Consider the following 25,521-nt stretch of genomic DNA (forward strand, 5'->3'; position numbering starts at 1 on the left):
CTCATTCCAGCCTCACCCGCGGATCGACCAGCGTATAGGAGATGTCGGTCAGGATCAGGCCGATGATGTAGAGCACCGAACCGATGAACACCATCGCCCGCACCACGGCGAAGTCCTGCGCGTTGATCGCGTCGATGGTGTAGCTGCCGAGGCCCGGAATGGCAAAGAAGGACTCCACCAGCAGGCTGCCCATGAACAGCAGCGGAATCACCACCACCACGCCGGTCAGGATCGGGATCAGCGCGTTGCGCAGCACGTGGCGGAACAGCACCGCCAGTTCGGACAGGCCCTTGGCACGCGCGGTGCGCACGTAGTCCTTCGAAATCTCTTCGAGGAAGATCGTCCGGTACCAGCGCACCGAGGAGCCGATGCCGGCCAGCACGCTGATCAGCACCGGCAGCATCAGGAAGCGCGTCGCGTCCAGCCCCGGCGCGTAGCCCGAGATCGGCACCAGCGCCCACAGCTTGGACACCAGCCACTGGCCGCCGATGATGTAGAACAGGCTGGAGATCGACATCATCGCCACGCAGATCACCACGCCCCAGAAATCCAGGTAGGTGGCGCGGAAGAACACCAGCAGCAGCGCCAGGCTGATCGACGCGAACAGGCTCAGCACGAAGGTCGGCAGCGCGATCGCCAGCGACGGCCCCATGCGGTCGCGGATCTCCTGGCCGATGTCGCGGCCGTCGTCGGCGCGGCCGAACTCGAGTGCGAACATGCGCAGCGACTTGTCGAAGAAGATCGTGTCGGTGAAGCGTGCGCTGCCTTCCGCATCGGCATTGACGAACATCGGCTTGTCGTAGCCGCGGTCGGCCTTCCAGCGCTCGATCGCCTCCGGCGTGGCGCGCTTGACGCCGATGTGCATGCGCGCCATGTCGTCCGGCGAGTTGACGACGAAGAACAGCACGAAGGTCAGCAGGTTGACACCGATCAGGATCGGGATCGCATACAGCACGCGGCGGACGAGATAGGCCAGCATCAGCGCTTCTCCCCTGCCTCGTCCGGTACCGCGGTGGCGACTTCGCGCCGGCGCCAGTGCAGCACCGCCGGCGAGACCATCGCAAGCAGCAGCAGCGCCACCAGCACCAGCGGCCACAGCACCGGCTCGTTCCATTCCGCCCGGGCGGCGGCGCGGCGCTCGACGTCGAGACGCAGGTACTTGATGTTGTTGCGCACCATCGCGCCGGTCTTGCGGTTGTACACCCAGCCGTGCTGCAGCGAATAGGTTTTGGGATGGAAGGCGAACACCCAGGGCGCGTCGTGCCGCAGCATCGCCACCATGCGGTCGATCACCTGTTGCCGCGCAGGGCCGTCGGGCATTCCCTTCATGCGCTCGAACAAGGCGTCGTATTCCGGGTTCTCGTAGTTCGCCGCGTTCTGGCCGCTGAACCTGACCTTGCCCTGCGGACCATGCAGCAGGAACAACAGGTTTTCCGGGTCGGGGTAGTCGGCATTCCAGCCGAGGAAGAAAAGCTGGGCATTACCTTGCCGGATCTTGTCCTGGAAGCGGTTCCAGTCGGTCGGGCGCACGACGAACTGCACGCCCAGTGAGCGGAATTGCTTGGCCAGCCAATCCGAGCGCGTCTTGTCGCCGAACGATCCCGGCGTGGTATCGAGGTTGACGACCAACGGCTCGCCGGTGCGTGCATTGCGGCCATTGGGCCAGCCCGCTTCGGCCAGCAGGCGGCGAGCTTCGTCCAGGCCGCGGCGCACCGGCCTGCCGTTCACATCGTCGCCCTGCCATTCATAGACGACCGGATTGATGCCTTCGCGGCCCTCGCGTGCGCCGAAGATGCCGGGCGGAATCGGACTCATGCCCGGCAGACCGCGGCCGTTGAGGAAGATCGAGACGAACTCCTCCATGTCGAGCGCGATCGAGATCGCCTGCCGCAGCTTGCGCGCCTGTTCGCGGCTTTCCCGCGATCCGCCGGGGGCGCCCGAGCCGGCCACCCCCTTTTCCCGGCTGCCGCCACCGACCAAGGGATCGAGCATGTTGAAGCCGAGATAGAAGATCGACGGCGCCACCGACGTCAACAGCCGGATGCCTCTGTCCTCCATCTCGTCCGACAAGGCCACGTCGCCCTGGCTGGTCATCGTCACCGCCTGGTCGAAGTTGTCGGACGACACGCCCGAGGCATCGTAATAGCCCTGCAGGAACTTGTTCCAGTACGGAATGCCTTCGCGTTCGCGCGAGAACACCACGCGGTCGATGAAAGGCATGGTCTTGCCGCAGTCGGCCAGCAGCCCGGCCGCCGCATCGTCCGGCTCGCCCTCGCAAGGATAGGACTCGCCGCGGAAATTCGGGTTGCGCGCCAGCACCATGCGCGCGTTCGGGTTGTTCTCGACCAGCATGTAGGGGCCGGTGCCGACCGGCCACCAGTCCAGCGTCAGGTTGCGCTCGGCCATGCCGGGCTGGGCGAAGAAACGGTCGACCTCCGGCGGTACCGGACTGAAGAAAGGCATCGTCAGCCAGTACATGAACTGTGGATAAACGCCCTGCAGCGTGATGCGGTAAGTATGGCGATCCACCACCTCGACGCCCGGCAGCTCGAAACGCTCCAGATCCAGCGCACCACCGCCCTGCTCCGCCGCGGCCTTCTGCGCGGCCACCAACTGCTCGTGCAGGGTCTTCAGGCCGGGAATGTACTCGGCCATCAGTTCGAAGATCGGCGAATGCAGGCTCGGATGGGCCAGCCGCTTGATCTGGTGCACATAGTCCGCCGCCAGCAGTTCGCGCGTACCGGTTTCCTCGAAGTCGCCCAAGCCGCGAATGCCGCGTAGATCGTCCGCCGTCAGGCCCAGATAACGCGGCGAACCGTCTTCGTTCAAAGCAAAAGCCGGATGCGGCTGGTAGAGGATGCCCTCCTCGATGCGGATCTCGACCACCGTCTTCGCCACGTTCGCCGCATCCGCCGTGGCCGGCAGTTCCCGGCCGTTGCGGTCGTAGCGCCGCACACCGGGCATCTCCGCGGCAGTGGCAGGCTCCAGCACATACGGGCGCTTCAGATAGTGGTACTGCAGCGGCGGCTCGACGATCTGGTACAGGAAGGCGGCCTCGTCCTCACTGTAGGACTGCACCGGATCGAGATGCTTGGGGCGCTCGGTGAAGGCGGTGTAGAAGATGTTCTCGCCGCGCTCGACGCTCGGATACGGATCGTTCAGCCCCGCCGAACAGCCCAGCAGCACCAGCGCGCAAGCTGCCGCCGCACTCCGTGCGAAGGCACGGCGGAACAAGCCGGGCGGACGGCACAGGAGCGACGACACGGAAGGAGCCGGAAGACGGGGCACAGGCAGACGGAGGAATCAGGACAGCCGCGATTCTGGCAGGTTTTGCCGGCCATCGCAGCGCCTGCAGCCAATAGCGGCGGCGCGCATGGCTTTCACTGCGGCCATCACCTGCGCCAATGGCATCATCGCGACAGATCTCTGTCGCCATCAGGGTTTTCGCTATAATCGAACGCCTGTCATTCGGAGTAGGGTCAATGGCTTTCCTTGCCGGCAAACGAATCCTGATCACCGGTCTGCTCAGCAACCGTTCGATTGCCTACGGCATCGCCAAGGCGATGCACCGCGAAGGAGCAGAACTCGCGTTTACCTACCAGAATGAGCGCTTCCAGGAACGCGTGACCAAGATGGCGGCCGAGTTCGGCAGCAGCCTGCTGTTCCCGCTCGACGTCCAGGACGACGCCCAGATCACCGGCCTGTTCGAACAACTCGGCCAGCACTGGGACGGTCTCGATGGCCTGGTCCATTCCATCGCCTACGCGCCCAGCGACAGTCTCGAAGGCGATTTCCTCGACGGCCTGTCGCGCGAGGCCTTCCGGCTTTCCCAAGAAGTCAGCGCCTACAGCTTCCCGGCGCTGGCCAAGGCCGCCCGGCCGCTGATGAAGGGCCGCAACGGCGCGCTGCTGACGCTGTCCTATCTCGGCGCCGAGCGCACCATGCCCAACTACAACATCATGGGTCTGGCCAAGGCCAGCCTCGAAGCCTCGGTGCGCTACCTCGCCGTCACCCTCGGCCCGGAAGGCACCCGGGTCAATGCCGTGTCCGCCGGCCCGATCAAGACGCTGGCGGCGTCGGGCATCGGCAGCTTCGGCAAGCTGCTCGCCTTCAACGAGCACAACGCCCCGCTGCGCCGCAGCATCAGCATCGACGAAGTCGGCAACGCCGCCGCCTTCCTCTGCTCGGACCTCGCCAGCGGCATCACTGGCGAGATCATGTACGTGGACGGCGGCTTCAACATCACTGCCCTGGGCAATCCGGAGCCCATGGCCTGATCTTTCCGTGCACGCCCTGTCGGTCAGCGGCAACTGCCTCAGCGACGGACGGGCAGCGGACTGCAAACGCCGCCACCCTTGCACGAGCACCAGGACTGCCGCTTCGGCGCCGCGCCGTCACCATTTGCGGCCCTTCGGCCAGGCAGGCATCCAGCAATTCGTTGAACTGCCTTTCGCATCCTGAGCAGGCCATGTGCGCATGGCCTGCTTCAATCAAGCCATTCATCTGACCGGGCAGCTTCCTTTCGCGATCAAAGTCGAGCCCGCTCACGAGCGGGCCGGGTTCCATCCGCCCGGGCATTGGCGCCCATGAAAACTCGACCCCGGCCCCCTCACAAGGGCCTTGAGCAATTGCTGGCAAGCACCTGCCAAGGGATGGAGAAGCGCCCTCGAGAAATCCGTTGACATAACATGGCGTCAACAAATGTTTCATTCTGTATATTTTTATGGCATCATGCGGAAATTTTCCAACCAGCCACGAATACACCATGAAACTTCTCCCTCTCGCGGCCGCAGCGACCGCCTCGCTGCTCGTGCTGTCGGGTTGCAAGACCACCGGCATGGACCTGAGCAAAATGGTCAGTGCCGGCCAGAACCTTGCCACCGCAGCCACCCTGTCGGACGATGAAGTTCGTGCCCTCGGCAATCGGACCTCCGCCCACTACGACAAGAAGACCCCGGTCGCGCCAGCGGGCAACAAGCACGCCAAGCGGCTGGCGAAGCTGGCGTCCAAGTGGCAGACCGTCGATGGCATGAAGCTCAATTACAAGGTCTATCTCACGTCCGAGGTCAACGCCTTCGCTGTCCCCAATGGCGCCATCCGCGTCCATGCCGGGCTGCTGGAGAAGTTCAACGACGACGAAGTGCGCTATGTCATCGCGCATGAAATCGGCCACGTCATGCTCGGCCACTCGAAGAGCCAACTGAGAACCGCCTACGCGGCCTCGGCGGTGCGCGAAGCCGCCGCTGCCAGTAACAACAACGCGGTCGCGGCCATTTCTGCATCGGAGCTCGGTGCGATCGGTGAAGCCTTCGTGAATGCCCAGTTCTCCCAGAAACAGGAAAACGAAGCCGACGATTACGCGGTGGATTTCCTGCGCAAGAACGGTTTGAAGGCCGACGGGGCCGTGACGGCGCTGCGCAAGCTCGAAACGATGTTCGGCAACGACCGTAGCGTGTTCTCCAGCCATCCGGCACCGGGGGCGCGTGCTGAGCGCATGGCCCAGCGCCTCGCCGCACGCTGAAGGCCGGCCTCCCGGCCCCTTCCTGCGGCCCCGGCGAAAGATCCGCCGGGGCCGTTGCGTTTCAAGGAGTACCACGCTGGCATTCAGCCCGCCGCCGAAATAGCCATAAGCAAAAAGGCCTGGCCTCCATGCAACGCAGGAGCCAGGCCTTTTCGGCTGGTCGAATCCGGTTTGCCAGGCGCCGTCCAGACCGGGCGGTTACCGGGGGAGGAAGCCCATGGCGGGCTTCCTCCGAAGGCCACTACCGGGCCTGTTGCGGCGCCAGTTTGACCTGGACTTCGTAACGCTTGCGCAGTTCGGCGATGAAAGCGGCGAAATCGCGCTCCGCCAGCAACTGGCCGTATTGCTCGGCCACCGCCTTGACCCGCTCGTCGCCATCGGTGATCTGCGGACGGTCGACTGCTTCGATGCGGTAAATCACATAGTCACCATCCGGCAGGGCCAGGCCGACATGGGCCGGCAGCTTGGCCGTCGGCGCCGAAAACACCGCCTGCATCGCTTCGCCGGGCAGGCCCGGCGCCGCACGCTGCAGCTTGCGCACGGCACCGAAGTTGCCCTCGACCGCCTCGCCCTTGTCGAGCGCGGCCAGCATCGCACTGCCCTGTTCCTGGGCGCGTTTTGCACCCGCCTCGCGGCGCAGTTCGGCCACGACCTGGTCGCGCACCTCGTCGAGCGGCGGTTGCACTGCGGCTTCGAAGGCCTTCACCCGTGCGGCGACCAGCGTGTTCGGCGCCACTTCGATTGCCTCGGTGTTGCGTGCATTCGACACTGCGTCGTCGGCGAACAGCGCATCGAGCAGGCGCTCGTTGCTGTAGCCGCCGACCTTGCCGCCGTTGCGCGACACCCAGTCGGTAGTGCGGATTTCGAGCTTCAGTGCCTCGGCGACCGGCGCCAGGCTGTCCGGCTGTTCGTAGACCATGTTGGCGAACTGCTCTGCCTGTTCGGCAAACAGCCTGCTCGCGGCCTGGCTGCGCAGTTCGGCTTCGATTTCGCCGCGGACTTTGTCGAACGGACGGATGGACGCCGGCTTGATGGCAGTGACCTGGATGACATGGACGCCGAAGTCGCTGCGCACCGGCTCGCCGATCTCGTCCTTCTGCTGCGAGAACGCCGCCTCCTCGAAGGACGGGACCATCGCTCCGCGGCCGAAGAAGCCCAGATCGCCGCCGCGCGAGGCGGAACCGCTGTCCTTCGACTTTTCCTTCGCGACTTCGGCGAAGGCCGACGGATCCTTGCGCAGTTGCTCGGCGATCGCCCGCGCCTCGCCCATCACCCGCTCGACTTCGGCGGCATCGGCATCGGCCGCGAGTTCGAGCAGGATGTGGCGTGCCTGGCGCTCCTCGGCCACACCGAAGCGGCCGGGATTTCCGTCGTAGAAAGCCCTGATCTCGTCTTCGCTGACGCTGACCTGCTTCTCCACGGCTTCACGGTCGAACACCACGTATTCCGCCTGCAGGCGCGCCGGGCGCTGGAAGCGTGCGGCGTTGGCGGCATACCAGGCGTTGATCTCGTCGTCGCCGACCTGGAGGTCGGCAGCCAGTTCGGCGCCCGACAGGCGCAACTCGCTGACGGTGCGCTCTTCGAGCTGCGCCTCGAGGAAACGGCGGGCCGACGGCAACGGCGCGAAGCCGGCATCGCCCACGGCCAGCGAGACATGCTGGATGCGGACATCCTGCGCCAGGCGGGATTCGAACATCGCCGGCGTCATGCCCTGGGCGCGCAGCAGCATCTCATAGCGCTCGAGGGAAAAGCGGCCGTCTTCCTGGAATGAAGGCACGGCGGCGATCGTTTCCTGCAATTCCTGCGGGGTGACGCTGAAGCGGTTGTCGGCGGCGTAGAGGGCCAACACGCGACGGTTGATGACGTTGTCCAGCACCGAGCGGCGCAGCGCATCCGATTCGAGCAGGGCGCGGTCGACTTCGCCGCCGGCGGCGGCGCGCAGACGGTCCTGCTGGTCGCGCAGCGCCTGTTCGAACTCGAGCGCACCGATCGGCGTGCCCGCCACGACCGCGACTTCATTCCCGCCCGGCGCATCGCTGAAATAAGCATCCATGCCGAAGAATGCGAACGGCACGATGAGGATGGCCAGAATGATTTGCGCAATGCGCTTGTTGTTGCGTACAGCCTCGAACATCTCGTTTTCCGTGGAAAGCCGTGGGGAATTTCTTGCATGAGGCATGAAGAAAACCCGGCAGGGGCTGTGAGGCCCCTGCCGGGTTCATCTGCCAAGACGGCAGTTTATCGCATTCTGCTGCTACGATCAGGCTTGCTCGAACTGCAGCTTGCCGTCCCTGGCATCGACCTTGACGCGATCCTTGGCGGCGAAGCGCCCTTCGAGAATCGCCTTTGCCAGCGGATTCTCGATGCGCTCCTGGATCGCCCGCTTCAGCGGCCGTGCGCCGAACACCGGATCGAAGCCTGCTTCCGCCAGTTCGGCCAGTGCGGCATCCGTGACCTCCAGCGCCATGTCCAGCCGCGCCAGGCGCCGCTGCAGGTACTGCAGCTGAATTTTCGCGATGCCGGCGATGTGCTTCTCGTCGAGGGCGTGGAACACCACGACTTCATCGATCCGGTTGATGAACTCGGGGCGGAAGTAGGTCTTCACCTCGGCCATCACCGCGAGCTTGATCACGCCGTAGTCGTCGCCGGCCATGGCCTGGATCATCTGGCTGCCGAGGTTCGAGGTCATCACGATCACGGTGTTCTTGAAGTCCACCGTGCGGCCCTGGCCGTCGGTCATGCGGCCGTCGTCGAGCACCTGCAGCAGCACGTTGAAGACGTCCGGGTGGGCCTTCTCGACCTCGTCGAACAGGATCACGCTGTAGGGCTTGCGCCGCACCTGCTCGGTCAGGTAGCCGCCCTCCTCGTAGCCGACGTAGCCCGGCGGCGCGCCGATCAGGCGGGCGACCGAGTGCTTCTCCATGAACTCGCTCATGTCGATGCGGATCAGGTGCTCTTCCGAATCGAACAGGAAGCTCGCCAGCGTCTTGCACAGCTCGGTCTTGCCCACGCCGGTCGGGCCGAGGAACAGGAAGGAGCCATAAGGCCGGTTCTCGTCCGCCAGGCCGGCGCGCGAGCGGCGGATGGCATCCGCCACCAGGCGCACCGCCTCGTCCTGGCCGACCACGCGCTCGTGCAGCTTGTCTTCCATGTGCAGCAGCTTCTCGCGCTCGCCCTGCATCATCTTGCTGACCGGAATGCCGGTGGCGCGCGACACCACCTCGGCGATTTCCTCGGTGCCGACCTGGGTGCGCAGCAGCTTGTTCGGCGCGCCACCGTCACCGGCCTGCTCCGCCACCTTCAACTGCGCTTCGAGCTGGGGCAGCTTGCCGTACTGCAGCTCGGCGACCTTGTCGAGCTGGCCCTTGCGCTGGAATTCCGCCATCTGCGCACGCAGCGCGTCGATCTCTTCCTTGATGTGGGCCGAGCCGGCAACCTTGGCCTTCTCCGCCTTCCAGATTTCCTCGAGGTCGTTGTACTCGCGCTGCAGCTTCTCGAGTTCTTCCTCGATCAGTTGCAGGCGCTTCTGCGAAGCTTCGTCCTTTTCCTTCTTCACCGCCTCGCGCTCGATCTTGAGCTGGATCATGCGGCGGTCGAGCTTGTCCATGACCTCGGGCTTGGAGTCGATCTCCATCTTGATCCGTGCCGCGGCCTCGTCGATGAGGTCGATCGCCTTGTCCGGCAGGAAGCGGTCGGTGATGTAGCGATGGGAGAGCTCGGCGGCGGCGACGATGGCCGGGTCGGTGATGTCGACGCCGTGGTGGATCTCGTACTTCTCCTGCAGGCCGCGCAGGATGGCGATGGTGGCTTCCACCGTCGGCTCTTCCACCAGCACCTTCTGGAAGCGGCGCTCCAGCGCGGCGTCCTTCTCGATGTACTTGCGGTATTCGTCCAGCGTGGTGGCGCCGATGCAGTGCAGTTCGCCGCGCGCCAGCGCAGGCTTCAGCATGTTGCCGGCGTCCATCGCGCCTTCGGCCTTGCCGGCGCCGACCATGGTGTGGATTTCGTCGATGAACAGGATGATCTGCCCTTCTTCCTGGGCGATCTCCTTCAGCACCGCCTTCAGCCGCTCCTCGAACTCGCCGCGGTACTTGGCGCCGGCCAGCAATGCCGCCATGTCGAGCGACAGCACGCGCTTGCCTTTCAGCGTCTCCGGCACTTCGTCATTGACGATGCGCTGCGCCAGGCCTTCGACGATGGCGGTCTTGCCGACGCCGGGCTCGCCGATCAGCACCGGGTTGTTCTTGGTGCGGCGCTGCAGGATCTGGATCGCGCGGCGGATCTCGTCGTCGCGGCCGATCACCGGGTCGAGCTTGCCGCTGCGGGCGCGCTCGGTAAGGTCCAGGCAGTACTTGTTCAGCGATTCGCGCTGGCCTTCGGCGTCCTGACTGCCGACGCTCGCGCCGCCGCGCACCGCCTCGATCGCGGCTTCCAGCGCCTTGCGCGACAGGCCGTGCTCCTTCAACAGGCGGCCGGCTTCGCCCTTGTCGTCCGCGAGCGCGAGCAGGAACATCTCGCTGGCGATGAACTGGTCGCCGCGCTTCTGCGCTTCGCGGTCGGTGACGTTGAGCAGGTTGTTGAGGTCGCGGCCGATGCTGACTTCGCCGCCATGGCCTTCGACCCTGGGCAGGCGGCCGATGGCCTTGCCGAGCGCGTTCTTCAGCGGCGGAACGTTGACGCCGGCGCGCTGCAGCAGCGACACGCTGCCGCCGTCGTCCTGTTCGAGCAGCGCCTGCAGCACGTGCAGCGGCTCGATGAATTGCTGGTCGTTGCCCACGGCGATGCTCTGCGCATCGGCGAGGGCCTGCTGGAATTTGGTCGTGAGCTTGTCGAAGCGCATGGAAGCCATCCTCGGGATTCGTTGAACTGAACCCTATGTGGGGTGCATTGCCCGCGCTTCAAGTGGGATGCTATCGGCTCAATTCGACCTTTGCACGTCCGACGGCAGTTGCGGATAGCGCACATAGTCCACGAGGTCCTGGATTTCCTGCGGTGGAGGCCTGGTCAGCAGGCTAACGACGACGATGGTCAGGAAACCCAGCGGCACGCCGAATACCCCGGCCGAAATCGGACTGATGTCGAACCAGGCGTTGCCCATCGAACCGCCGAAGAAGCCGTGCGTGCGCACCATGTAGAAGACCGTGACCGTCAGCCCGGCCAGCATGCCGGCGACCGCCCCGGGCCGGTTGGCCCGCTTCCAGAAGATGCCGAGCACCAGGGCCGGAAACAGCGCCGAGGCGCCGATCGAGAACGCCAGCCCGACCGTGAACAGGATGTTGTCCGGGCGCAGCGAGGCGACCCAGGCTGCCACCACGGCGACCACCAGCAACTGCGACTTGGAGATCACCAGGCGCCGATGGGCCGAGGCCGTCGGCCGCAGCACCTTGTAGTACAGGTCGTGCGAGAAGGCGTTGGAAATCGTCAGCAGCAACCCGTCGGCGGTGGACAGCGCCGCCGCCAGGCCGCCCGCCGCCACCAGCCCGGACACCACGTAGGGCAAGCCGGCGATCTCCGGCGTGGCAAGCACGATGACGTCGGTGTTCAGGCTCAGCTCGGCAAGCTGCAGGATGCCGTCGCCGTTCAGGTCCTCGATCTTCACCAGCCCGACCTTGCCCCAAGACATCACCCAGTCGGGCAGGATGTCGAGGCTGGAGCCGACGAGGTTGTGATAGACCTCCCACTTGGCGAACACCGCATAGGCCGGCGCGGTGACGTAGAGCACGAAGATGAAGAACATCGACCACAGCACCGACTTGCGCGCATCGACCACACCCGGCGTGGTGTAGTAGCGCATCAGGATGTGGGGCAGGCCCGCAGTGCCGAGCATCAGCACGAACATCAGCGCCAGGAAGTTGTTGCGCGCGATGCGGGATTCCTCCGGCGTTTCGCCGGGATGGGCCTCCGCATGGCGCGGCGGCGGCCGGGCTCGTTCGAGTGCTTCGGCACGCGCCTTCTCCCACACCAGTTTCGCGTCACCAGGCGTGCGCGGCAAATCGCGTAGCGCACGTTCGGCCAGCGCGATCTCGCGTGCCGAGGCATTGCCCAGGCGCAGCGCATTGAGACGTTCGATCATGGCGCGGCGCTCGAGCTCGAGCGACTCCGGCAGCCGCGCTATCCGGTCGGCATAGCTTTCGGCGCGCTGGCGGTACAGCCCGCGCACCTCGACTTCGTCGGGGGCGTCGAACAAGACTTCCTCGCGCGCGCTGATCTGCTGCAGCACCGCACCATAGACCGCCTGCGGAATCGGCACGTCGGTGAGCTTGTACGACAGGATCACCACCGGCACCAGGTAGGCGATGACCAGGATCACGTACTGCGCGACCTGGGTCCAGGTCACCGCCCGCATGCCGCCCAGGAAGGAGCACAGCAGAATGCCGGCGAGGCCGATGAACAGACCGATCTCGAACTCGATGCTGATGAAGCGGCTGGTCACCAGGCCCACACCGTAGATCTGCGCCACCAGGTACACGAAACTGGCGAGCACCGTCGCCACCAGCCCGACCACGCGCGCGACGTTGCCCTGATAGCGCTCGCCGAGAAAGTCCGGAATGGTGTATTGGCCGAACTTGCGCAGATAGGGCGCGATCAGCAGCGCCACCAGCACGAAGCCGCCGGTCCAACCGGTGACGAAGGCCAGCCCTTCGAAGCCGGAGAAGTACAGCGTGCCCGCCAGGCCGATGAAGGATGCCGCGCTCATCCAGTCGGCCGCAGTGGCCATGCCGTTGAACAGCGCGGGAACGCGCCGGCCGGCGACGTAGTACTCCGACACGTTCGAGGTCCGGCTCATGACGCCGATGCCGGCGTAGATCGCGATGGTGACGAACAGGAAGGTGTGGCCGATCACGCCTTGCGGCAGGCCCAGGTATTCGCCGATGGCGAGCCCGACGACGAACAGCAGGAAGATGCCTGTGTACCAGGCGTAGTAACGCTTGAGCCGGCTGGTGAAAGCGGATTGGGCGCTCACGGTCTATCCCGCCCGAAGGCGCCGGCTGGGGTGCGATGCATTAATACTTGATCCGTGCGTAGTAGGTCTGCTCCGCGGCTTCGCGCGCCTCGCGCAGGGTCCGGATGCCCTTGTCCGCCAGCAGCGGAACGAGTTTCAGGAAGACCTCGGCGGTGACGATGGCGTCGCCGAGCGCGGTATGCCGGCCGACGATCGTCAGGCCGAGCCGCTCGGCGATCGCCTCCAGGCGGTGCGACTCCTGGTTCGGATGCACCACCGCCGACAGCAGCAGAGTATCGAGCACCGGCTGGTCGAAGCGCAAGCCGGTCGCTTCTTCCTTGAGCTGCAGGAAGCGCATGTCGAAAGCGGCATTGTGGGCGATCAGCACGGTATCGGCGGCAAAGGCATGGAAAGCCGGCAATACCGTGTCGATCGCGGGCTGTCCCTTCAGCATCTCCTCGGTGATGCCGTGGATCTCCGCCGACGCCGCCGCAAGCGGCCTGCGCGGGTCGATCAGCTGCTCGAAGGATTCGTTGCGCAGCAGCTTGCCGTTGAGGATGCGGGTGGCGCCGATCTGGATGATCTCGTCGCCCTGCGAAGGGTTGAGCCCGGTGGTTTCGGTATCGAATACCGTGAACACCAGCTCGGTCAGCGGACGGTCCTCGATCCCGTGCGATTTCTCCGACCAGGCGAAAAGGTCGAAATCGTAGTATTCCGGCCGGCTCTCGCCGCGCAGGAACAGCTCGGCCTCGGCCTGCTCCTGCGGCACGGCGGCGGGCAGCAGCACGCGGAAGAAGGCGCGGTGGCGGACTTTCTCGCGCTCCAGCCACATTTCGCCGTCGTGGCGATCGATGACGTCGCGCACCGTCAGCGGGCTGCTTTCGTCCTCGATCCGCATCGGCTCGAGCTCCCAGCTCATCACCGTCTCGGTGCTCATCGCCTGGCCCGACCAGATCAGGTCGAGGTGCACCAGGCGCCCGGCCGCGGTGAGGCGGAAGCGGACTTCGCGTACCTCGAACTCGTCGGACAGGCGGCTCGCCAGATAGGTCAGGGCCTGGATCAGCGAGAAGCTATCGACCTTCACCCACAGGTTTTCATCGATCTCCTCGAGCTTGGTGCGCAACTCGATGCGCTGCTCGATGCGGCGCTGGACGGCCGCGACCAGGTCGGCGCCGAGCATTTCCTCCAGCGGCCAGCGCGCCTTCAGCGAATCGGCGAAGGCCTCGGCGGTCTCGTTGAGACGCTGGCTCATGCCTTGCACCTCGTCGCGGATCACGCGGCGGAAGCGGTCGCGCATGTCGTCGGGCAGGTCGCCGTACTCGAGCATTTCCGCCGCCGCCCGCACGTTCGCCAGCGCGGCGCGGTTGCCTTCGGTCAGGTTGTGCAGCATCTGGTCGCGGCGCGACTCGGTCTCGAAGTTGCGGGTGATGTTGTCGAGCATCAGGATGAAGCCGGTCTGCGTGCGCTCGGCCTCCTCCCCGCCCGCGCCTTCACCTTCCCCCTGCGGCTTCGCCACCGACAGCACCGGCGCCATCTGCACCCGCAGCAGTTGCCCCGCACGCGTGGTGGTGACGAAGTTGGCCTGCGGCTGGGCGGCACCGCGCCTGAGGCGCTGCTGGATGGTTTCGAGCGCATGGGCGATCAGGTTGCGCTCGAACACCGCGTAGATCGAACGGCCGAGGCCGATCAGTTCGCCGCCGCCGGCCACGCCCGGCGCGTCGGACAAGGCACGGAACTGCATGCGCGCGCGGTTGTTGTAAAGCAGGATGCGGCCGTCCAGGTTGCACACCACCACGCTCTGGGTCAGCTCGGACATCAGCGCGGCGAGGCGGTTCTTCTCCTGCTCGACCGAATCCTTGGCCCGGGCGATCTGCGCCTCGACGTCGGCAAGGATCTCGTCGCGCTGGCTTGCCAGCTCGTTCGCCGCGCTCGCCAGCATCCGCACTTCGGGCGGCCCTTCGGGCTGGACGCGGAAACCGCGGTTGGCGCCGAGCATCAGGCGCAGGTTCTCCGCCATCCGCAGCAGGCCTTGCACGTACTGGCGAAACAGGATGCGCAGCACACCGACGCCGGCGGCGAAACCCACGATGGTCAGCATCGTGCCGATACCGAGATGGGGCAGCAGGACCTCGGTCAACTGCTGCCGGCCTTCGTCATGCGTCTCGAGCCAGACGATCAGGGCAGTGAGAACGAACGGGCCGGTCATCAACAGGCCGAGAACGACGACCGCGAGGGCAAAGCGCGTGCGGGCCGACATCATCGTTCAGCCTCCCAGCAGGCTGCGGACCTTCTCCACCAGCTCCTTGGTCGAGAACGGCTTGGTCATGTAGGCATCGGCGCCGAGCGCCAGCCCTTTCGCCACCTCGGTGTCGCGCCCCTTGGCGGTCAGCATCAGGATGCGGACCGCCGCCATGGCCGGATCGGCCTTGATTTCCTGACAGACCTCGAAACCGCTCTTCTTCGGCATCATCACGTCCAGCAGGACGAGGTCCGGATGATCGCTGCGGATCCGCCGTGCCGCCTCTTCGCCATCGTTCGCCACCAGCACCTCGAAACCCTCGCGCTTCATGAGGAACTCCAGGGATATGACGATGTTTTGTTCGTCGTCTGCGATCAGGATCTTCTTGGTCATGCTCTTCTCCTCCCTCCTGCGCCATTCTATGTCATTCGCCGTCCGCGGCAGGCGGCAAGGGAAGCTCGAACGAGAAAGTCGCGCCGTCTCCGGGTATCGACTCCAGCCACAAGCGGCCGCCGAAATGCTCGACGATCTGGCGACTGATCGGCAAGCCCAGCCCGGTGCCCTGCGGGCGCGAGCGCTCGTCCCCACCCTGCCTGAACTTCTGGAAGATCACCGCTTCGAGCTCGGGCGCAATGCCCGGCCCGTTGTCACGCACATCGACCCTGATCCGGCCCTCGTCGGCAGTCAACCGCACATCGACGCGCCCACCCTGCGCCGGCACGAACTTGGCCGCATTCGACAGCAGGTTGAGCATCACCTGCAACAGGCGGTCGTGATCGGCGCGCAGCATCGGCACCGCGTCGGGCAGCTCGAGCCCGATCTCGGCATCGCGATCCCGGAACAGCTGCCGTGTCGCCTCGATGGCATGCGTCACCAGTTCGCGCATGTCGATGTCGGTGTTGTGCCACTCCGCATGGCCGGCTTCGATCTTGGCCAGATCGAGCACCTGGTTGACCAGGCGCGTCAGGCGTACCGTCTCGGACACGATGATGCCGAGAAAGCGCTGGCGGTCGTCGACGTCGATGTCCGGGTCGTCGAGCATCATCTCGGACAGCGCCCGGATCGAAGTCAGCGGCGTGCGCAGCTCGTGCGTGACCGAAGACATGAAGTCGTCCTTCAGCCGGTCGAGCTCCTTCAGCTTGTCGTTGGCCGCGCGCAGTTCGGCCGTGGCCGCTTCGAGCTCGCGCGACTTCTCCTCGAGCTGGTGCGAGTAGGCCCTCACCTGCGAAGCTTCGTCGAGGATGTCCATGACCTCGCCCAGGCCGAGCGGCTCTTCCTGCACCACGGTCGACACCATGACGCGGGCCGAGGCGCTGCCGATCGCGCCGGCAAGCAGCGACTCGGCGAAGTGGACCAGGTCGGGGTCCGCCTTCAGCTTGTCCATGCCGTCCACGCCGCGGCTGCGGGCGTAGGTACGGAAAGCCTCCTCGGTGCGGCGCTGCCCCAGGAAGCGGGCGACCAGCGGAATCAGGTCGGCGACTTCCGCACGGCCGCGCCAGAAGCCCGCCGGCGGGCTGTCGCCGCGGCGGAAGACATTGACGAACAAGGCGCCCTGCCCGGCTTCGGCCGTGGTCGGGACGCGCAGCAGCGACACGAACACGTAGCAGCCGATGTTGGCGAACAGGCTCCAGAACAGCGCATGGCTGATGTTGTCGAGCCCGGCAAGGCCGAACAGCTGTTCCGGCCGCAGCCAGGCCAGGCCGAACAGCCCGTCGTCGAGGAAGGCCGGATCCAGCCAGCCGGACTTGGCGAAGGACGGCAACAGCAAGGTGTAGGCCCACACCAGGAAACCCGCGAGCAAGCCGGCGAACGCCCCGTCGCGCGTACCGTTGCGCCAGTACATGCCGCCCAGCATCGCCGGCGCGAACTGGGCGACGGCGGCGAAGCTGATCAGGCCGATGCTGACCAGCGCATAGGCTTCGCCGGCGAGGCGGAAGTACAGGTAGCCGAGCAGCAGCACGCCGACGATCGCGCCGCGGCGGATGCCGAGCAGCAGCCGGGTCAGGTCGCGCTGCGCCGACAGCCCCAGCCGGCGGCTGCGCAGCAGGATCGGCATCACCAGGTCGTTGCACACCATCGTCGACAGCGCGATGGCTTCGACGATGACCATGCCGGTGGCTGCCGACAGGCCGCCGATGAACACGAACAGCGCCAGCGCGGCGTTGTCGTGCGCCAGCGGCAGCGTCAGCACGAAAGTATCCGGATCGACCGTGCCCTGGCCGAAATGCAGCAGGCCGCCGAGCGCGATCGGGATCACGAAGATATTGATCGCCAGCAGATAGGCCGGAAACAGCCAGGTCGCGCGCCGCAGATGCTGCTCATTGACGTTCTCCACCACCGCGATCTGGAACTGGCGCGGCAGGAAGATGACCGACAGCATCGCCAGCAACACGTGTGCGAACCAGCCGCCGTAGCCGATCTTCCCGGTGCTATCGAAAACGAGCAGGCTGGCAAGATCCGGATGCGCCGCAGCCCGTGCGTAGAGATCGCCGAAGCCGTCGTACAGCCCGTAGGTGACATAGACCCCCACCGCCAGGAAGGCCAGCAGCTTCACCACCGACTCGAAGGCGATCGCCGCGACCATGCCCTCGTGCCGCTCGGTGGTATCGAGGTGGCGGGTGCCAAACAGCACAGTGAAGGCCGCCAGCGTCAGGGCGATGTAGAGCGTGCTGTCCATCCACCACGCCACCGACTCGCCGACCGGCAGCGGGCTGGCAGCATCTTCGGCCAGCAGCGCATAGGCGCTGGAAATGGCCTTGAGCTGCAGCGCGATGTAGGGAACGATGCCGACGACGGCAATGACCGTGACGAGCCCGCCCAGCATGTGGCTCTTGCCGTAGCGCGAAGCGATGAAGTCGGCGATCGAGGTGATCCGGTGGCTGCGCGCGATGCGGATCATCTTCAGCACCACCAGCCACGCCAGGGCCATGCCCAGCGTGGGGCCGAGATAGGTCGGCAGGAACCAGATGCCGCCCGAAGCGGCGCGGCCGACACTGCCGAAATAGGTCCAGGCCGTACAGTAGACGGCCAGCGACAGGCCGTAAGTCCAGGCGTTGTCGATGACCGAGCGCCCCTGGTCGGCGCGGCGGTCGCCGAAATAGGCCACCGCGAAAAGCGTCAGCAGATAGGCGAAGGAAGTGCCGATGATGAGCCAGCCCGGAAGCATCCGCCTGCCCTCAGCGCGCGCCGCGCTCGACGATCCAGCCCACGGCGGCGATCAGTCCGCCCCAGACCGTGAACAGGTACACATGCAGCAGCGGCAGCCCGAACAAGGTCACGGGCCGGTCGAACAGCGACAGCAACGGAAAATTGAGCAACAGGACGCCCGCGATGAACATCGCGACCAGCCGTTGCCCGGCAAGTCCCTTGCGCATCATGCCCCTCCCATGATGACCGCTCCGGCAAAAAACGAATGCGCCCCCCGCTCTTGCGGCAGGTTGGGCGCATCGCACGTACGGGCGGCGGCATCGAGCACGCCGCTCCCTCTCCCCCGCCCGGCTTCATGGCCGGACCTTCCCTTGTTCCTGTGCCGGCCGGGCTCTTGCGGCCCGGCTCGGCCGAACTGCCTCAGCCCTTGAGCTGCTCGAGGATCTGCGGGTTCTCGAGCGTCGAGGTGTCCTGGGTGACGTCTTCGCCCTTGGCCAGTTGACGCAGCAGGCGGCGCATGATCTTGCCCGAGCGCGTCTTCGGCAGATTCTCGCCGAAGCGGATGTCCTTCGGCTTGGCGATCGGCCCGATCTCGTGGCCCACCCAGGTCTGCAGTTCCTTGACCACCGCGGCGGCCTCTTCGCCGGTCGGGCGCGGCCCCTTCAGCACTACGAAGGCCACGATCGCCTCGCCGGTGACGTCGTCCGGACGGCCCACCACGGCCGCTTCGGCGACCTTCTCGTGCGCGACCAGCGCCGATTCGATTTCCATCGTGCCCATGCGGTGGCCGGACACGTTCAGCACGTCGTCGATACGGCCGGTGATGGTGAAGTAGCCCGTCTCGGCGTCACGGATGGCGCCGTCGCCGGCCAGGTAGAGCTTGCCCTTGAAGTCGTCCGGGTAGTAGGACTTCTTGAAGCGCTCCGGATCGCCCCAGATGGTACGGATCATCGACGGCCACGGACGCTTGATCACCAGGATGCCGCCCTGGCCCCACGGCACTTCGGTGCCGGTCTCATCGACCACCGCAGCCTGGATGCCCGGGAAGGGCAGCGTGCACGAACCCGGCACCATCGGCGTCGCGCCCGGCATCGGCGTGATCACGTGCGCACCGGTTTCGGTCTGCCAGAAGGTATCGACGATCGGGCAGCGGCCGCCGCCGACGTTGTCGTAGTACCACTGCCAGGCCGCCGGGTTGATCGGCTCGCCGACCGAGCCGAGCAGACGCAGGCTGGACAGGTCGTACTTGGTCGGATGCACCGCCGGGTTGTTGTCGGCGGCCTTGATCAGCGAGCGGATCGCGGTCGGCGCGGTGTAGAAGATGGTGACCTTGTGGTCCTGGATCATCTTCCAGAAACGGCCGGCGTCCGGATAGGTCGGCACGCCTTCGAAGACGATCTCGGTCGCGCCGCAGGCAAGCGGGCCGTAGGCGATGTAGGTGTGGCCGGTGACCCAGCCGATGTCGGCGGTGCACCAGAAGATGTCTTCCGGCTTGATGTCGAAGCTGTACTTCATCGACAGCACGGCCTGCAGCAGGTAGCCGCCCGTCGAGTGTTGCACGCCCTTCGGCTTGCCGGTGGAACCCGAGGTGTAGAGGATGAACAGCGGGTGCTCGGCTTCGACCCATTCCGGTTCGCAGACTTCGGACTGGCCTTCGCAGGCGTCGTGGAACCAGGTATCGCGGCCGGCGACGATGTTGCAGTCGCCGCCGGTGCGCTTGACCACGATGACGTTCTTGATCGTGTCGCAGCCGCCCAGCGACAGCGCCTCGTCGGCGATCGGCTTCAGCGGCAGCGCCTTGCCGCCGCGGTGCTGGCCGTCGGAGGTGATCAGCGCCACGGCGCCGGCATCCTCGATGCGGTCGCGCAACGCCTGGGCAGAGAAGCCGCCGAAGACGATCGAATGGGTGGCGCCGATGCGGGCGCAGGCCTGCATCGCGACGACGCCTTCGATCGACATCGGCATGTAGATGACGACACGGTCGCCCTTCTTGACGCCCATGCCGCGCAGCGCGTTGGCGAACTTGCCGACGCGGGCCAGCAGATCCTTGTAGGTGACCTTGGTGACGTCGCCGCTGTCGGCTTCGAAGATCAGCGCGACCTTGTCGCCCAAGCCGTTTTCGACGTTGCGGTCGAGACAGTTGTAGGAGACGTTCAGCTTGCCGTCGGCGAACCATTTGAAGAAGGGGGCGTCGCTTTCGTCGAGCACCTGGGTGAAGGGCACTTTCCAGTCGAGCAGTTCCTTGGCGTGGCGCGCCCAGAAACCTTCGTAGTCGTCTTCTGCTTCCTTGCACAACGCACGGTACCCGTCCATGCCGGATACCGCAGCGTTTTTCACCATCTCTTCCGAGGGGTTGTAAATGCGGACTTGCTGCTCATTGGACATGCTCACCTCTCCTCAACTGATCAAATGGTTGAAGCTGACCCCTTGCGGGTCGTCGACCGGTTGGTTCCGGCCTTGAAATGGTTGCGGCAGCCACGCTCCCGCCGGCTAGCGCCGAATTCGGCACATTTAAGAATATGTATCTTACACAGGACTTACACAAGCCCCTGCCCTGCATCGACGACATGGCCGGCGCACGGCGATGCTAAAATTCGCCGGTCGATCGAAGTCCGATCCAATCTCGGCATTCTGCCCCCACGCCATCCCGGAGACCAAGCGCCATGACGATTATTCGCGAAGAAGACCTCATTCAGTCGATTGCGGATGCGTTCCAGTACATCAGCTACTACCACCCGCTCGACTACATCAAGGCGCTTGGCGAAGCCTACGAACGTGAACAAAGCCCGGCGGCGAAGGACGCCATCGCGCAGATCCTGACCAACTCGCGCATGTGCGCCGAAGGCCACCGCCCGATCTGCCAGGATACCGGCATCGCCGTCGTGTTCATGAAAGTGGGCATGAACGTGCAATGGGATTCGAAGCTGAGCGTGCAGGAAATGATCAACGAAGGCGTGCGCCGCGCCTACAACCACCCGGACAACAAGCTGCGCGCCTCGGTGCTGCTCGACCCCGCCGGCAAGCGCCAGAACAGCAAGGACAACACGCCGGCGGTGGTGCATTACGAGATCGTCCCCGGCGATCACGTCGAGATCATCTGTGCGGCCAAGGGCGGCGGCTCGGAGAACAAGTCGAAGATGGTGATGCTGAACCCGTCCGACTCGATCGTCGACTGGGTGATCAAGACCGTGCCGACCATGGGCGCCGGCTGGTGTCCGCCGGGCATCCTCGGCATCGGCATCGGCGGCACGCCGGAAAAGGCGATGCTGCTGGCCAAGGAATCGCTGATGGAGCCGGTCAACATCCACGAACTGCGCGAAAAAGCCGCTTCCGGCGCCCCGCTCACGCGCGTCGAGGAACTGCGCCTCGAGCTGATGGACAAGGTCAACGCGCTGGGCATCGGCGCCCAGGGCCTGGGCGGCCTGACCACCGTGCTCGACGTCAAGATCATGGACTATCCGACGCACGCCGCCTCGCTGCCGGTGGCGATGATCCCGAACTGTGCGGCGACCCGCCACGTCCACTTCCACCTCGACGGCTCCGGCCCGGCAAAGCTGGAGACGCCGAAGCTGGAAGACTGGCCGCAGGTCACCTGGACCGCCGACACCAACGTCGCCACCCGCGTCAATCTCGACACCCTGACCAAGGAAGAAGTCGCCTCCTGGAAACCTGGCCAGATCCTGCTGCTCAACGGCAAGATGCTCACCGGCCGCGACGCCGCGCACAAGCGCATCGCCGACATGCTCGAAAAGGGCGAGAAGCTGCCGGTCGATTTCACCAACCGCGTGATCTACTACGTCGGCCCGGTCGACCCGGTGCGCGACGAAGTCGTCGGCCCCGCCGGCCCCACCACCGCCACCCGCATGGACAAGTTCACCCGCATGATGCTGGAAAAGACCGGCCTCATCTCGATGATCGGCAAGTCCGAGCGCGGCCCGGTCGCGATCGAGGCGATCAAGGACAACAAGTCCGCCTACCTGATGGCGGTCGGCGGCTCGGCCTACCTGGTGTCGAAGGCGATCAAGGAGGCGAAGGTCGTCGGCTTCGCCGATCTCGGCATGGAAGCGATCTACGAGTTCACCGTGCAGGACATGCCGGTGACGGTCGCGGTGGACGCCAACGGCACCAGCGTGCATAACACCGGCCCGAAGGAATGGCAGGCGAAGATCGGCAAGATCCCGGTCGCGGTCGTCTGACCCTCCCGCTACAACAAACGAAAAACCCGGCTTCGCGAGCCGGGTTTTTCATCGCCGGGCCGCCTTCCTGGGGGGCAGCGACTTCACGCAGCAGGGGAGCGTGAGGCCACGTTTCGTTGTGCGGCTGCGGCAAGCTCAGTGCTGCAGGATCTTGCCCAGGAAATCCTTGGTACGCGACTGGCGGGCGTCGGGATTGCCGAAGAAGTCGTCCTTCGTGCAGTCCTCCAGGATCTTGCCGCCGACATCCATGAAGATGACGCGGCTCGCCACCTTGCGGGCAAAACCCATCTCGTGGGTCACGCACATCATGGTCATGCCCTCGTTGGCGAGGCTGACCATCACGTCCAGCACCTCGCCGACCATCTCGGGGTCGAGCGCCGAAGTGGGTTCGTCGAACAGCATCACGATCGGGTCCATCGACAATGCGCGAGCGATCGCCACCCGCTGCTGCTGGCCGCCCGACAACTGGCCCGGGAACTTGTCCTTGTGCGCCATCAGGCCGACGCGGTCGAGCATCTTCAGGCCACGCTTCCTGGCCTCGTCCTGGCTGCGCCCGAGCACCTTGACCTGGGCGATGGTCAGGTTCTGCGTCACCGTCAGATGAGGGAACAGCTCGAAATGCTGGAACACCATGCCGACCTTGCTGCGCAGCTTGGGCAGGTTGGTCTTGGGGTCATGCACCGGCGTGCCATTGACCCAGATCTCGCCTTTCTGGATGGGCTCCAGTGCATTGATGGTCTTGATCAGCGTGGATTTGCCCGAACCCGAAGGCCCGCAGACGACAACGACTTCGCCCTTTTCGATATGGGTCGAGCAATCGTCGAGCACCTGGAAGCTGCCATACCACTTGGAGACGTTCTTGAGTTCGATCATGAATAAATCCTCATGCAGCTTCGCAATCGACGCGACAGCCTTTTGTTGCACGGTCCGCTCAATGGATGATCGCGATCCTCTTGTGCAGCCGCTTCACCAGATGCGACAGCGTATAGCAGATCACGAAATACACGACTGCAGCGGCGACGAAGGCTTCGATCGGCCGGCCATAGTTCTTGCCCGCCACCTCGAAGCCCTTGAGCATGTCGTAGGCGCCGATGGCATAGACCAGCGAGGTGTCCTGGAACAGGATGATGGTCTGCGTCAGCAATACCGGCAGCATGTTTCGGAAAGCCTGCGGCAGCACGATCAGGCGCATGTTCTGGCCGTAGGTCATGCCCAGCGCCTGGCCTGCGGACATCTGCCCGCGCGGCACGGACTGGATGCCGGCGCGCATGATCTCGGAGAAGTAGGTCGCCTCGAAGGCAATGAAAGTGATGACCGCCGACATCTCGGCGCCGATGGGCTGGCCGATGATCATCGGTACCAGCAGGAAGAACCACAGGATCACCATCACCAGCGGAATGCTGCGCATGCCGTCCACATAGATGGTGGCCGGCACCACCAGCCACTTGCGGCCCGACAGCCGCATCATCGCCAGCAGCGTGCCGAAGAAGATGCCGCCCAGGGTGGCGACCACGGTCAACATCACGCTGAAATACAAGCCCTTCAGAATGAAGTTGGAGATGAGATCCCAGTTGTAGAAGGAAAAATCGAACGAGAGGTTCATGTTCAGTGCCCTCCCGCTGCACCCGGCGCCACCAGCCCGGGCACCCGCACACGCTTCTCGATGAAGGTCATGATGCGGTTGATGGTGAACGCGGAGACGATGTACAGGCCCGTCACCGCCATATAGACCTCGATGCCGCGGCCGGTTTCTTCCTGTGCCTGCATCGCGAACATCGTCAATTCGGTCACCGACACCGCAAAGGCCACGGACGAGTTCTTGAAGATGTTCATCGTCTCGCTGGTCAGCGGCGGAATGATGATGCGGAAGGCATTGGGCAGCAGCACGTAGCGGTAGGTCTGCCAGGTCGTGAAGCCCACCGCCATGCCGGCATAGCGCTGGCCGCGCGGCAGGGCCTGGATACCCGAGCGCACCTGCTCGGCGATGCGCGCCGAAGTGAAGAAGCCGAGCGCCAGCACCACCAGCGTGAAGCCCGACATCGATTTCATCGCCGGGAAGACGGCCGGCACCACGTGATACCACAGGAAGATCTGTACCAGCAGCGGAATGTTGCGGAAGATCTCCACCCAGCCGTTGCCGAAGCGCACGATCCACTTGCTGTCGGGCAAGGTGCGCAAGGTGCCGATCACCACCCCCGTGACCAGCGCCAGCAGCAGCGCCAGCAGCGATACGGAGACGGTCCAGCCCCATGCGGACAGCATCCAGTCGAGGTAGGTGATGTCCCCGCCGGTACCGAAACAGCCCTCACGGACCGTACGGTCCAGGGTATCCTCGCAAAACATCTGCCAATCCCAGGCCATAGGATTTCCTTCCAGGTACAGAAACGGCGGCTTGCAGCAGGGGCCACCCATTGAAAAACCCTTTCCCGCCGGCCATCCGGGCGGGAAAGGGTGTTTTCAGGATCGGAGCTTACTCGTTGTAGGCTTCCTTGGGCTTGTTGTTGGGATTGTTCCAGGCCTCGCGGGTAGCGTCGGACAGCGGCAGGCCCACCGCGGTGTTGGTCGGCGGAATCGGCTGCAGGAACCATTTGTCCCACAGCTTCTCGAGCGTACCGTCCTGGACCTGGCGGGCGATCGAATCATTCACCGCCTTCAGGAAAGCCGGATCGTTCTTGCGCAGCATGCAGGCGATGGGTTCGGTCGACAGCGGCTCGCCGACGATCTTGAAGTCCTTCGGGTTCTTGGACTTGGAGATGTTGGCAGCCAGAATCGAGGCGTCCATCACGAAGGCATCCGCGCGGCCGGTTTCCAGCAGCAGGAAGCTGTCGGCGTGGTCCTTGCCATTGATGTCCTTGAACTTGATGCCCGACGCGCGCTTGTTCTGGCGCAGCAGCTGCACCGAGGTGGTACCGGTGGTGGTCGCCACCGTCTTGCCGTCCAGATCCTTGACGTCGTTGATGTCGGAATCCGCCTTCACCGCGATGCGCACCTGCTCCACATACGTGGTGTTGGCGAAATCGACTTCCTTCTGGCGGTTCAGGTCATTGGTGGTGGAGCCGCATTCGAGATCTACCGTGCCATTGACCACCAGCGGAATGCGGTTCTGCGAAGTGACGGGCTGATATTTGACATTCAGCTTCGACAGGCCCAGTTCCTTCTGGAGATCCTGAACGATGTTCTCCGCCATTTCGGTGTGGAAGCCGACATACTTGCCGCCGCCCAGGGTATAGGCCAGGCCGGAGGATTCACGCACGCCCAGCGTGATGCTGCCCGAAGATTTGATCTTCGCAAGGGTGTCACCAGTCTGCGCCATGGTCGAGGTGGCGGCCAGTGCCGTAATGGCAATCGCGAGCAGATGTTTCTTCATTGCGTCCCCTTCGATGCTTGTTCAGGAGAGTTCATTCTAGAACATCTTTTCATTTTGACGTATAGACATAATTTCAGCAGAACTGATCGATCCTGGTGCAGCACACGC

17 protein-coding genes are annotated in these 25,521 nt (G+C 64.8%); 3 read left to right on the forward strand and 14 right to left on the reverse strand.

All coding sequences use genetic code 11. The annotated features are described in order from the left end of the window. Position 1: 1 nt before the first annotated feature. Entirely contained in the window at positions 2-979 is a 978-nt protein-coding gene (locus tag TBU01S_RS04670) for an ABC transporter permease (RefSeq protein WP_068635471.1), read from the reverse strand. After that, a complete protein-coding gene (locus TBU01S_RS04675) occupies positions 979-3,252 on the reverse strand; it encodes an ABC transporter substrate-binding protein (RefSeq protein WP_439654543.1) in 2,274 nt (757 codons plus the stop codon). Before TBU01S_RS04675 ends, TBU01S_RS04670 begins: the two co-directional genes overlap by 1 nt. A 230-nt stretch (positions 3,253-3,482) precedes the next feature. Between TBU01S_RS04675 and TBU01S_RS04680 the strand changes: the two genes are divergently transcribed. Then, positions 3,483-4,277: an enoyl-ACP reductase FabI gene (locus tag TBU01S_RS04680; RefSeq protein WP_068635472.1), complete on the forward strand. Its 795-nt coding sequence runs from the start codon at positions 3,483-3,485 to the stop codon at positions 4,275-4,277. Positions 4,278-4,765: 488 nt separating this feature from the next. Next, the gene (locus tag TBU01S_RS04685; RefSeq protein WP_068635473.1) at positions 4,766-5,521 is read left to right on the forward strand and encodes a M48 family metalloprotease; all 756 of its coding nucleotides are present in this window, start codon (positions 4,766-4,768) and stop codon (positions 5,519-5,521) included. 241 nt (positions 5,522-5,762) lie between these two features. Here the strand turns inward: TBU01S_RS04685 and TBU01S_RS04690 are convergent, their stop codons facing one another. From TBU01S_RS04690 to acs, 8 genes are all read right to left on the reverse strand, one after another. Further along, positions 5,763-7,655: a SurA N-terminal domain-containing protein gene (locus tag TBU01S_RS04690; protein WP_068635474.1), complete on the reverse strand. Its 1,893-nt coding sequence runs from the start codon at positions 7,653-7,655 to the stop codon at positions 5,763-5,765. 126 nt (positions 7,656-7,781) lie between these two features. Continuing rightward, positions 7,782-10,361 carry an ATP-dependent chaperone ClpB gene (clpB, locus tag TBU01S_RS04695; RefSeq protein WP_068635495.1) on the reverse strand — a complete coding sequence of 860 codons (2,580 nt, stop codon included), beginning with the start codon at positions 10,359-10,361 and terminating at the stop codon, positions 7,782-7,784. Positions 10,362-10,439: 78 nt separating this feature from the next. Then, positions 10,440-12,485 (reverse strand): sodium:solute symporter family protein, encoded by a 2,046-nt coding sequence (locus TBU01S_RS04700; protein WP_068635475.1) that lies wholly within the window; start codon positions 12,483-12,485, stop codon positions 10,440-10,442. Positions 12,486-12,525: 40 nt separating this feature from the next. Continuing rightward, positions 12,526-14,721, reverse strand: a complete 2,196-nt coding sequence (locus TBU01S_RS04705; protein WP_068635496.1) for a 3'-5' exonuclease — start codon at positions 14,719-14,721, stop codon at positions 12,526-12,528. 6 nt (positions 14,722-14,727) lie between these two features. Next, the gene (locus tag TBU01S_RS04710; protein ID WP_068635476.1) at positions 14,728-15,096 is read right to left on the reverse strand and encodes a response regulator transcription factor; all 369 of its coding nucleotides are present in this window, start codon (positions 15,094-15,096) and stop codon (positions 14,728-14,730) included. Positions 15,097-15,127: 31 nt separating this feature from the next. After that, positions 15,128-17,869, reverse strand: coding sequence for a sensor histidine kinase (locus TBU01S_RS04715; protein ID WP_068635477.1), 2,742 nt, complete (start codon positions 17,867-17,869; stop codon positions 15,128-15,130). Positions 17,870-17,879: 10 nt separating this feature from the next. Continuing rightward, positions 17,880-18,077: a hypothetical protein gene (locus tag TBU01S_RS04720; RefSeq protein ID WP_418648912.1), complete on the reverse strand. Its 198-nt coding sequence runs from the start codon at positions 18,075-18,077 to the stop codon at positions 17,880-17,882. Between the two features lie 193 nt (positions 18,078-18,270). Then, on the reverse strand, positions 18,271-20,235 hold the full coding sequence (acs, locus tag TBU01S_RS04725) for an acetate--CoA ligase (RefSeq protein ID WP_068635479.1): 1,965 nt from the start codon (positions 20,233-20,235) through the stop codon (positions 18,271-18,273). Between the two features lie 278 nt (positions 20,236-20,513). Here acs and TBU01S_RS04730 point away from each other — a divergent pair, with 278 nt between their 5' ends. After that, positions 20,514-22,046 (forward strand): fumarate hydratase, encoded by a 1,533-nt coding sequence (locus TBU01S_RS04730; protein ID WP_068635480.1) that lies wholly within the window; start codon positions 20,514-20,516, stop codon positions 22,044-22,046. Between the two features lie 135 nt (positions 22,047-22,181). On the opposite strand, the gene TBU01S_RS04735 is transcribed toward TBU01S_RS04730, so the two are convergent. The 4 genes from TBU01S_RS04735 to TBU01S_RS04750 form a co-directional block, all read right to left on the reverse strand. Beyond that, positions 22,182-22,919, reverse strand: coding sequence for an amino acid ABC transporter ATP-binding protein (locus TBU01S_RS04735; protein WP_068635481.1), 738 nt, complete (start codon positions 22,917-22,919; stop codon positions 22,182-22,184). Positions 22,920-22,977: 58 nt separating this feature from the next. Beyond that, positions 22,978-23,649 (reverse strand): amino acid ABC transporter permease, encoded by a 672-nt coding sequence (locus tag TBU01S_RS04740; protein WP_068635482.1) that lies wholly within the window; start codon positions 23,647-23,649, stop codon positions 22,978-22,980. 2 nt (positions 23,650-23,651) lie between these two features. Next, positions 23,652-24,407, reverse strand: coding sequence for an amino acid ABC transporter permease (locus TBU01S_RS04745; protein ID WP_068635483.1), 756 nt, complete (start codon positions 24,405-24,407; stop codon positions 23,652-23,654). Positions 24,408-24,516: 109 nt separating this feature from the next. Next, a complete protein-coding gene (locus tag TBU01S_RS04750) occupies positions 24,517-25,413 on the reverse strand; it encodes an amino acid ABC transporter substrate-binding protein (protein ID WP_068635484.1) in 897 nt (298 codons plus the stop codon). Between the last annotated feature and the right edge of the window lie 108 nt (positions 25,414-25,521).

The organism is Thauera butanivorans NBRC 103042 (assembly GCF_001591165.1).
Taxonomy (GTDB): domain Bacteria; phylum Pseudomonadota; class Gammaproteobacteria; order Burkholderiales; family Rhodocyclaceae; genus Thauera; species Thauera butanivorans.

Excerpts from the sequence above, each read along its gene's own strand:
- TBU01S_RS04670 (WP_068635471.1), bottom strand. The coding sequence starts at position 979 with ATGCTGGCCTATCTCGTCCGCCGCGTGCTGTATGCGATCCCGATCCTG.
- TBU01S_RS04680 (WP_068635472.1), top strand. The coding sequence starts at position 3,483 with ATGGCTTTCCTTGCCGGCAAACGAATCCTGATCACCGGTCTGCTCAGC.
- TBU01S_RS04685 (WP_068635473.1), top strand. The coding sequence starts at position 4,766 with ATGAAACTTCTCCCTCTCGCGGCCGCAGCGACCGCCTCGCTGCTCGTG.
- TBU01S_RS04690 (WP_068635474.1), bottom strand. The coding sequence starts at position 7,655 with ATGTTCGAGGCTGTACGCAACAACAAGCGCATTGCGCAAATCATTCTG.
- clpB (WP_068635495.1), bottom strand. The coding sequence starts at position 10,361 with ATGCGCTTCGACAAGCTCACGACCAAATTCCAGCAGGCCCTCGCCGAT.
- TBU01S_RS04705 (WP_068635496.1), bottom strand. The coding sequence starts at position 14,721 with ATGTCGGCCCGCACGCGCTTTGCCCTCGCGGTCGTCGTTCTCGGCCTG.
- TBU01S_RS04710 (WP_068635476.1), bottom strand. The coding sequence starts at position 15,096 with ATGACCAAGAAGATCCTGATCGCAGACGACGAACAAAACATCGTCATA.
- TBU01S_RS04715 (WP_068635477.1), bottom strand. The coding sequence starts at position 17,869 with ATGCTTCCGGGCTGGCTCATCATCGGCACTTCCTTCGCCTATCTGCTG.
- TBU01S_RS04720 (WP_418648912.1), bottom strand. The coding sequence starts at position 18,077 with ATGCGCAAGGGACTTGCCGGGCAACGGCTGGTCGCGATGTTCATCGCG.
- acs (WP_068635479.1), bottom strand. The coding sequence starts at position 20,235 with ATGTCCAATGAGCAGCAAGTCCGCATTTACAACCCCTCGGAAGAGATG.
- TBU01S_RS04730 (WP_068635480.1), top strand. The coding sequence starts at position 20,514 with ATGACGATTATTCGCGAAGAAGACCTCATTCAGTCGATTGCGGATGCG.
- TBU01S_RS04735 (WP_068635481.1), bottom strand. The coding sequence starts at position 22,919 with ATGATCGAACTCAAGAACGTCTCCAAGTGGTATGGCAGCTTCCAGGTG.
- TBU01S_RS04740 (WP_068635482.1), bottom strand. The coding sequence starts at position 23,649 with ATGAACCTCTCGTTCGATTTTTCCTTCTACAACTGGGATCTCATCTCC.
- TBU01S_RS04745 (WP_068635483.1), bottom strand. The coding sequence starts at position 24,407 with ATGGCCTGGGATTGGCAGATGTTTTGCGAGGATACCCTGGACCGTACG.
- TBU01S_RS04750 (WP_068635484.1), bottom strand. The coding sequence starts at position 25,413 with ATGAAGAAACATCTGCTCGCGATTGCCATTACGGCACTGGCCGCCACC.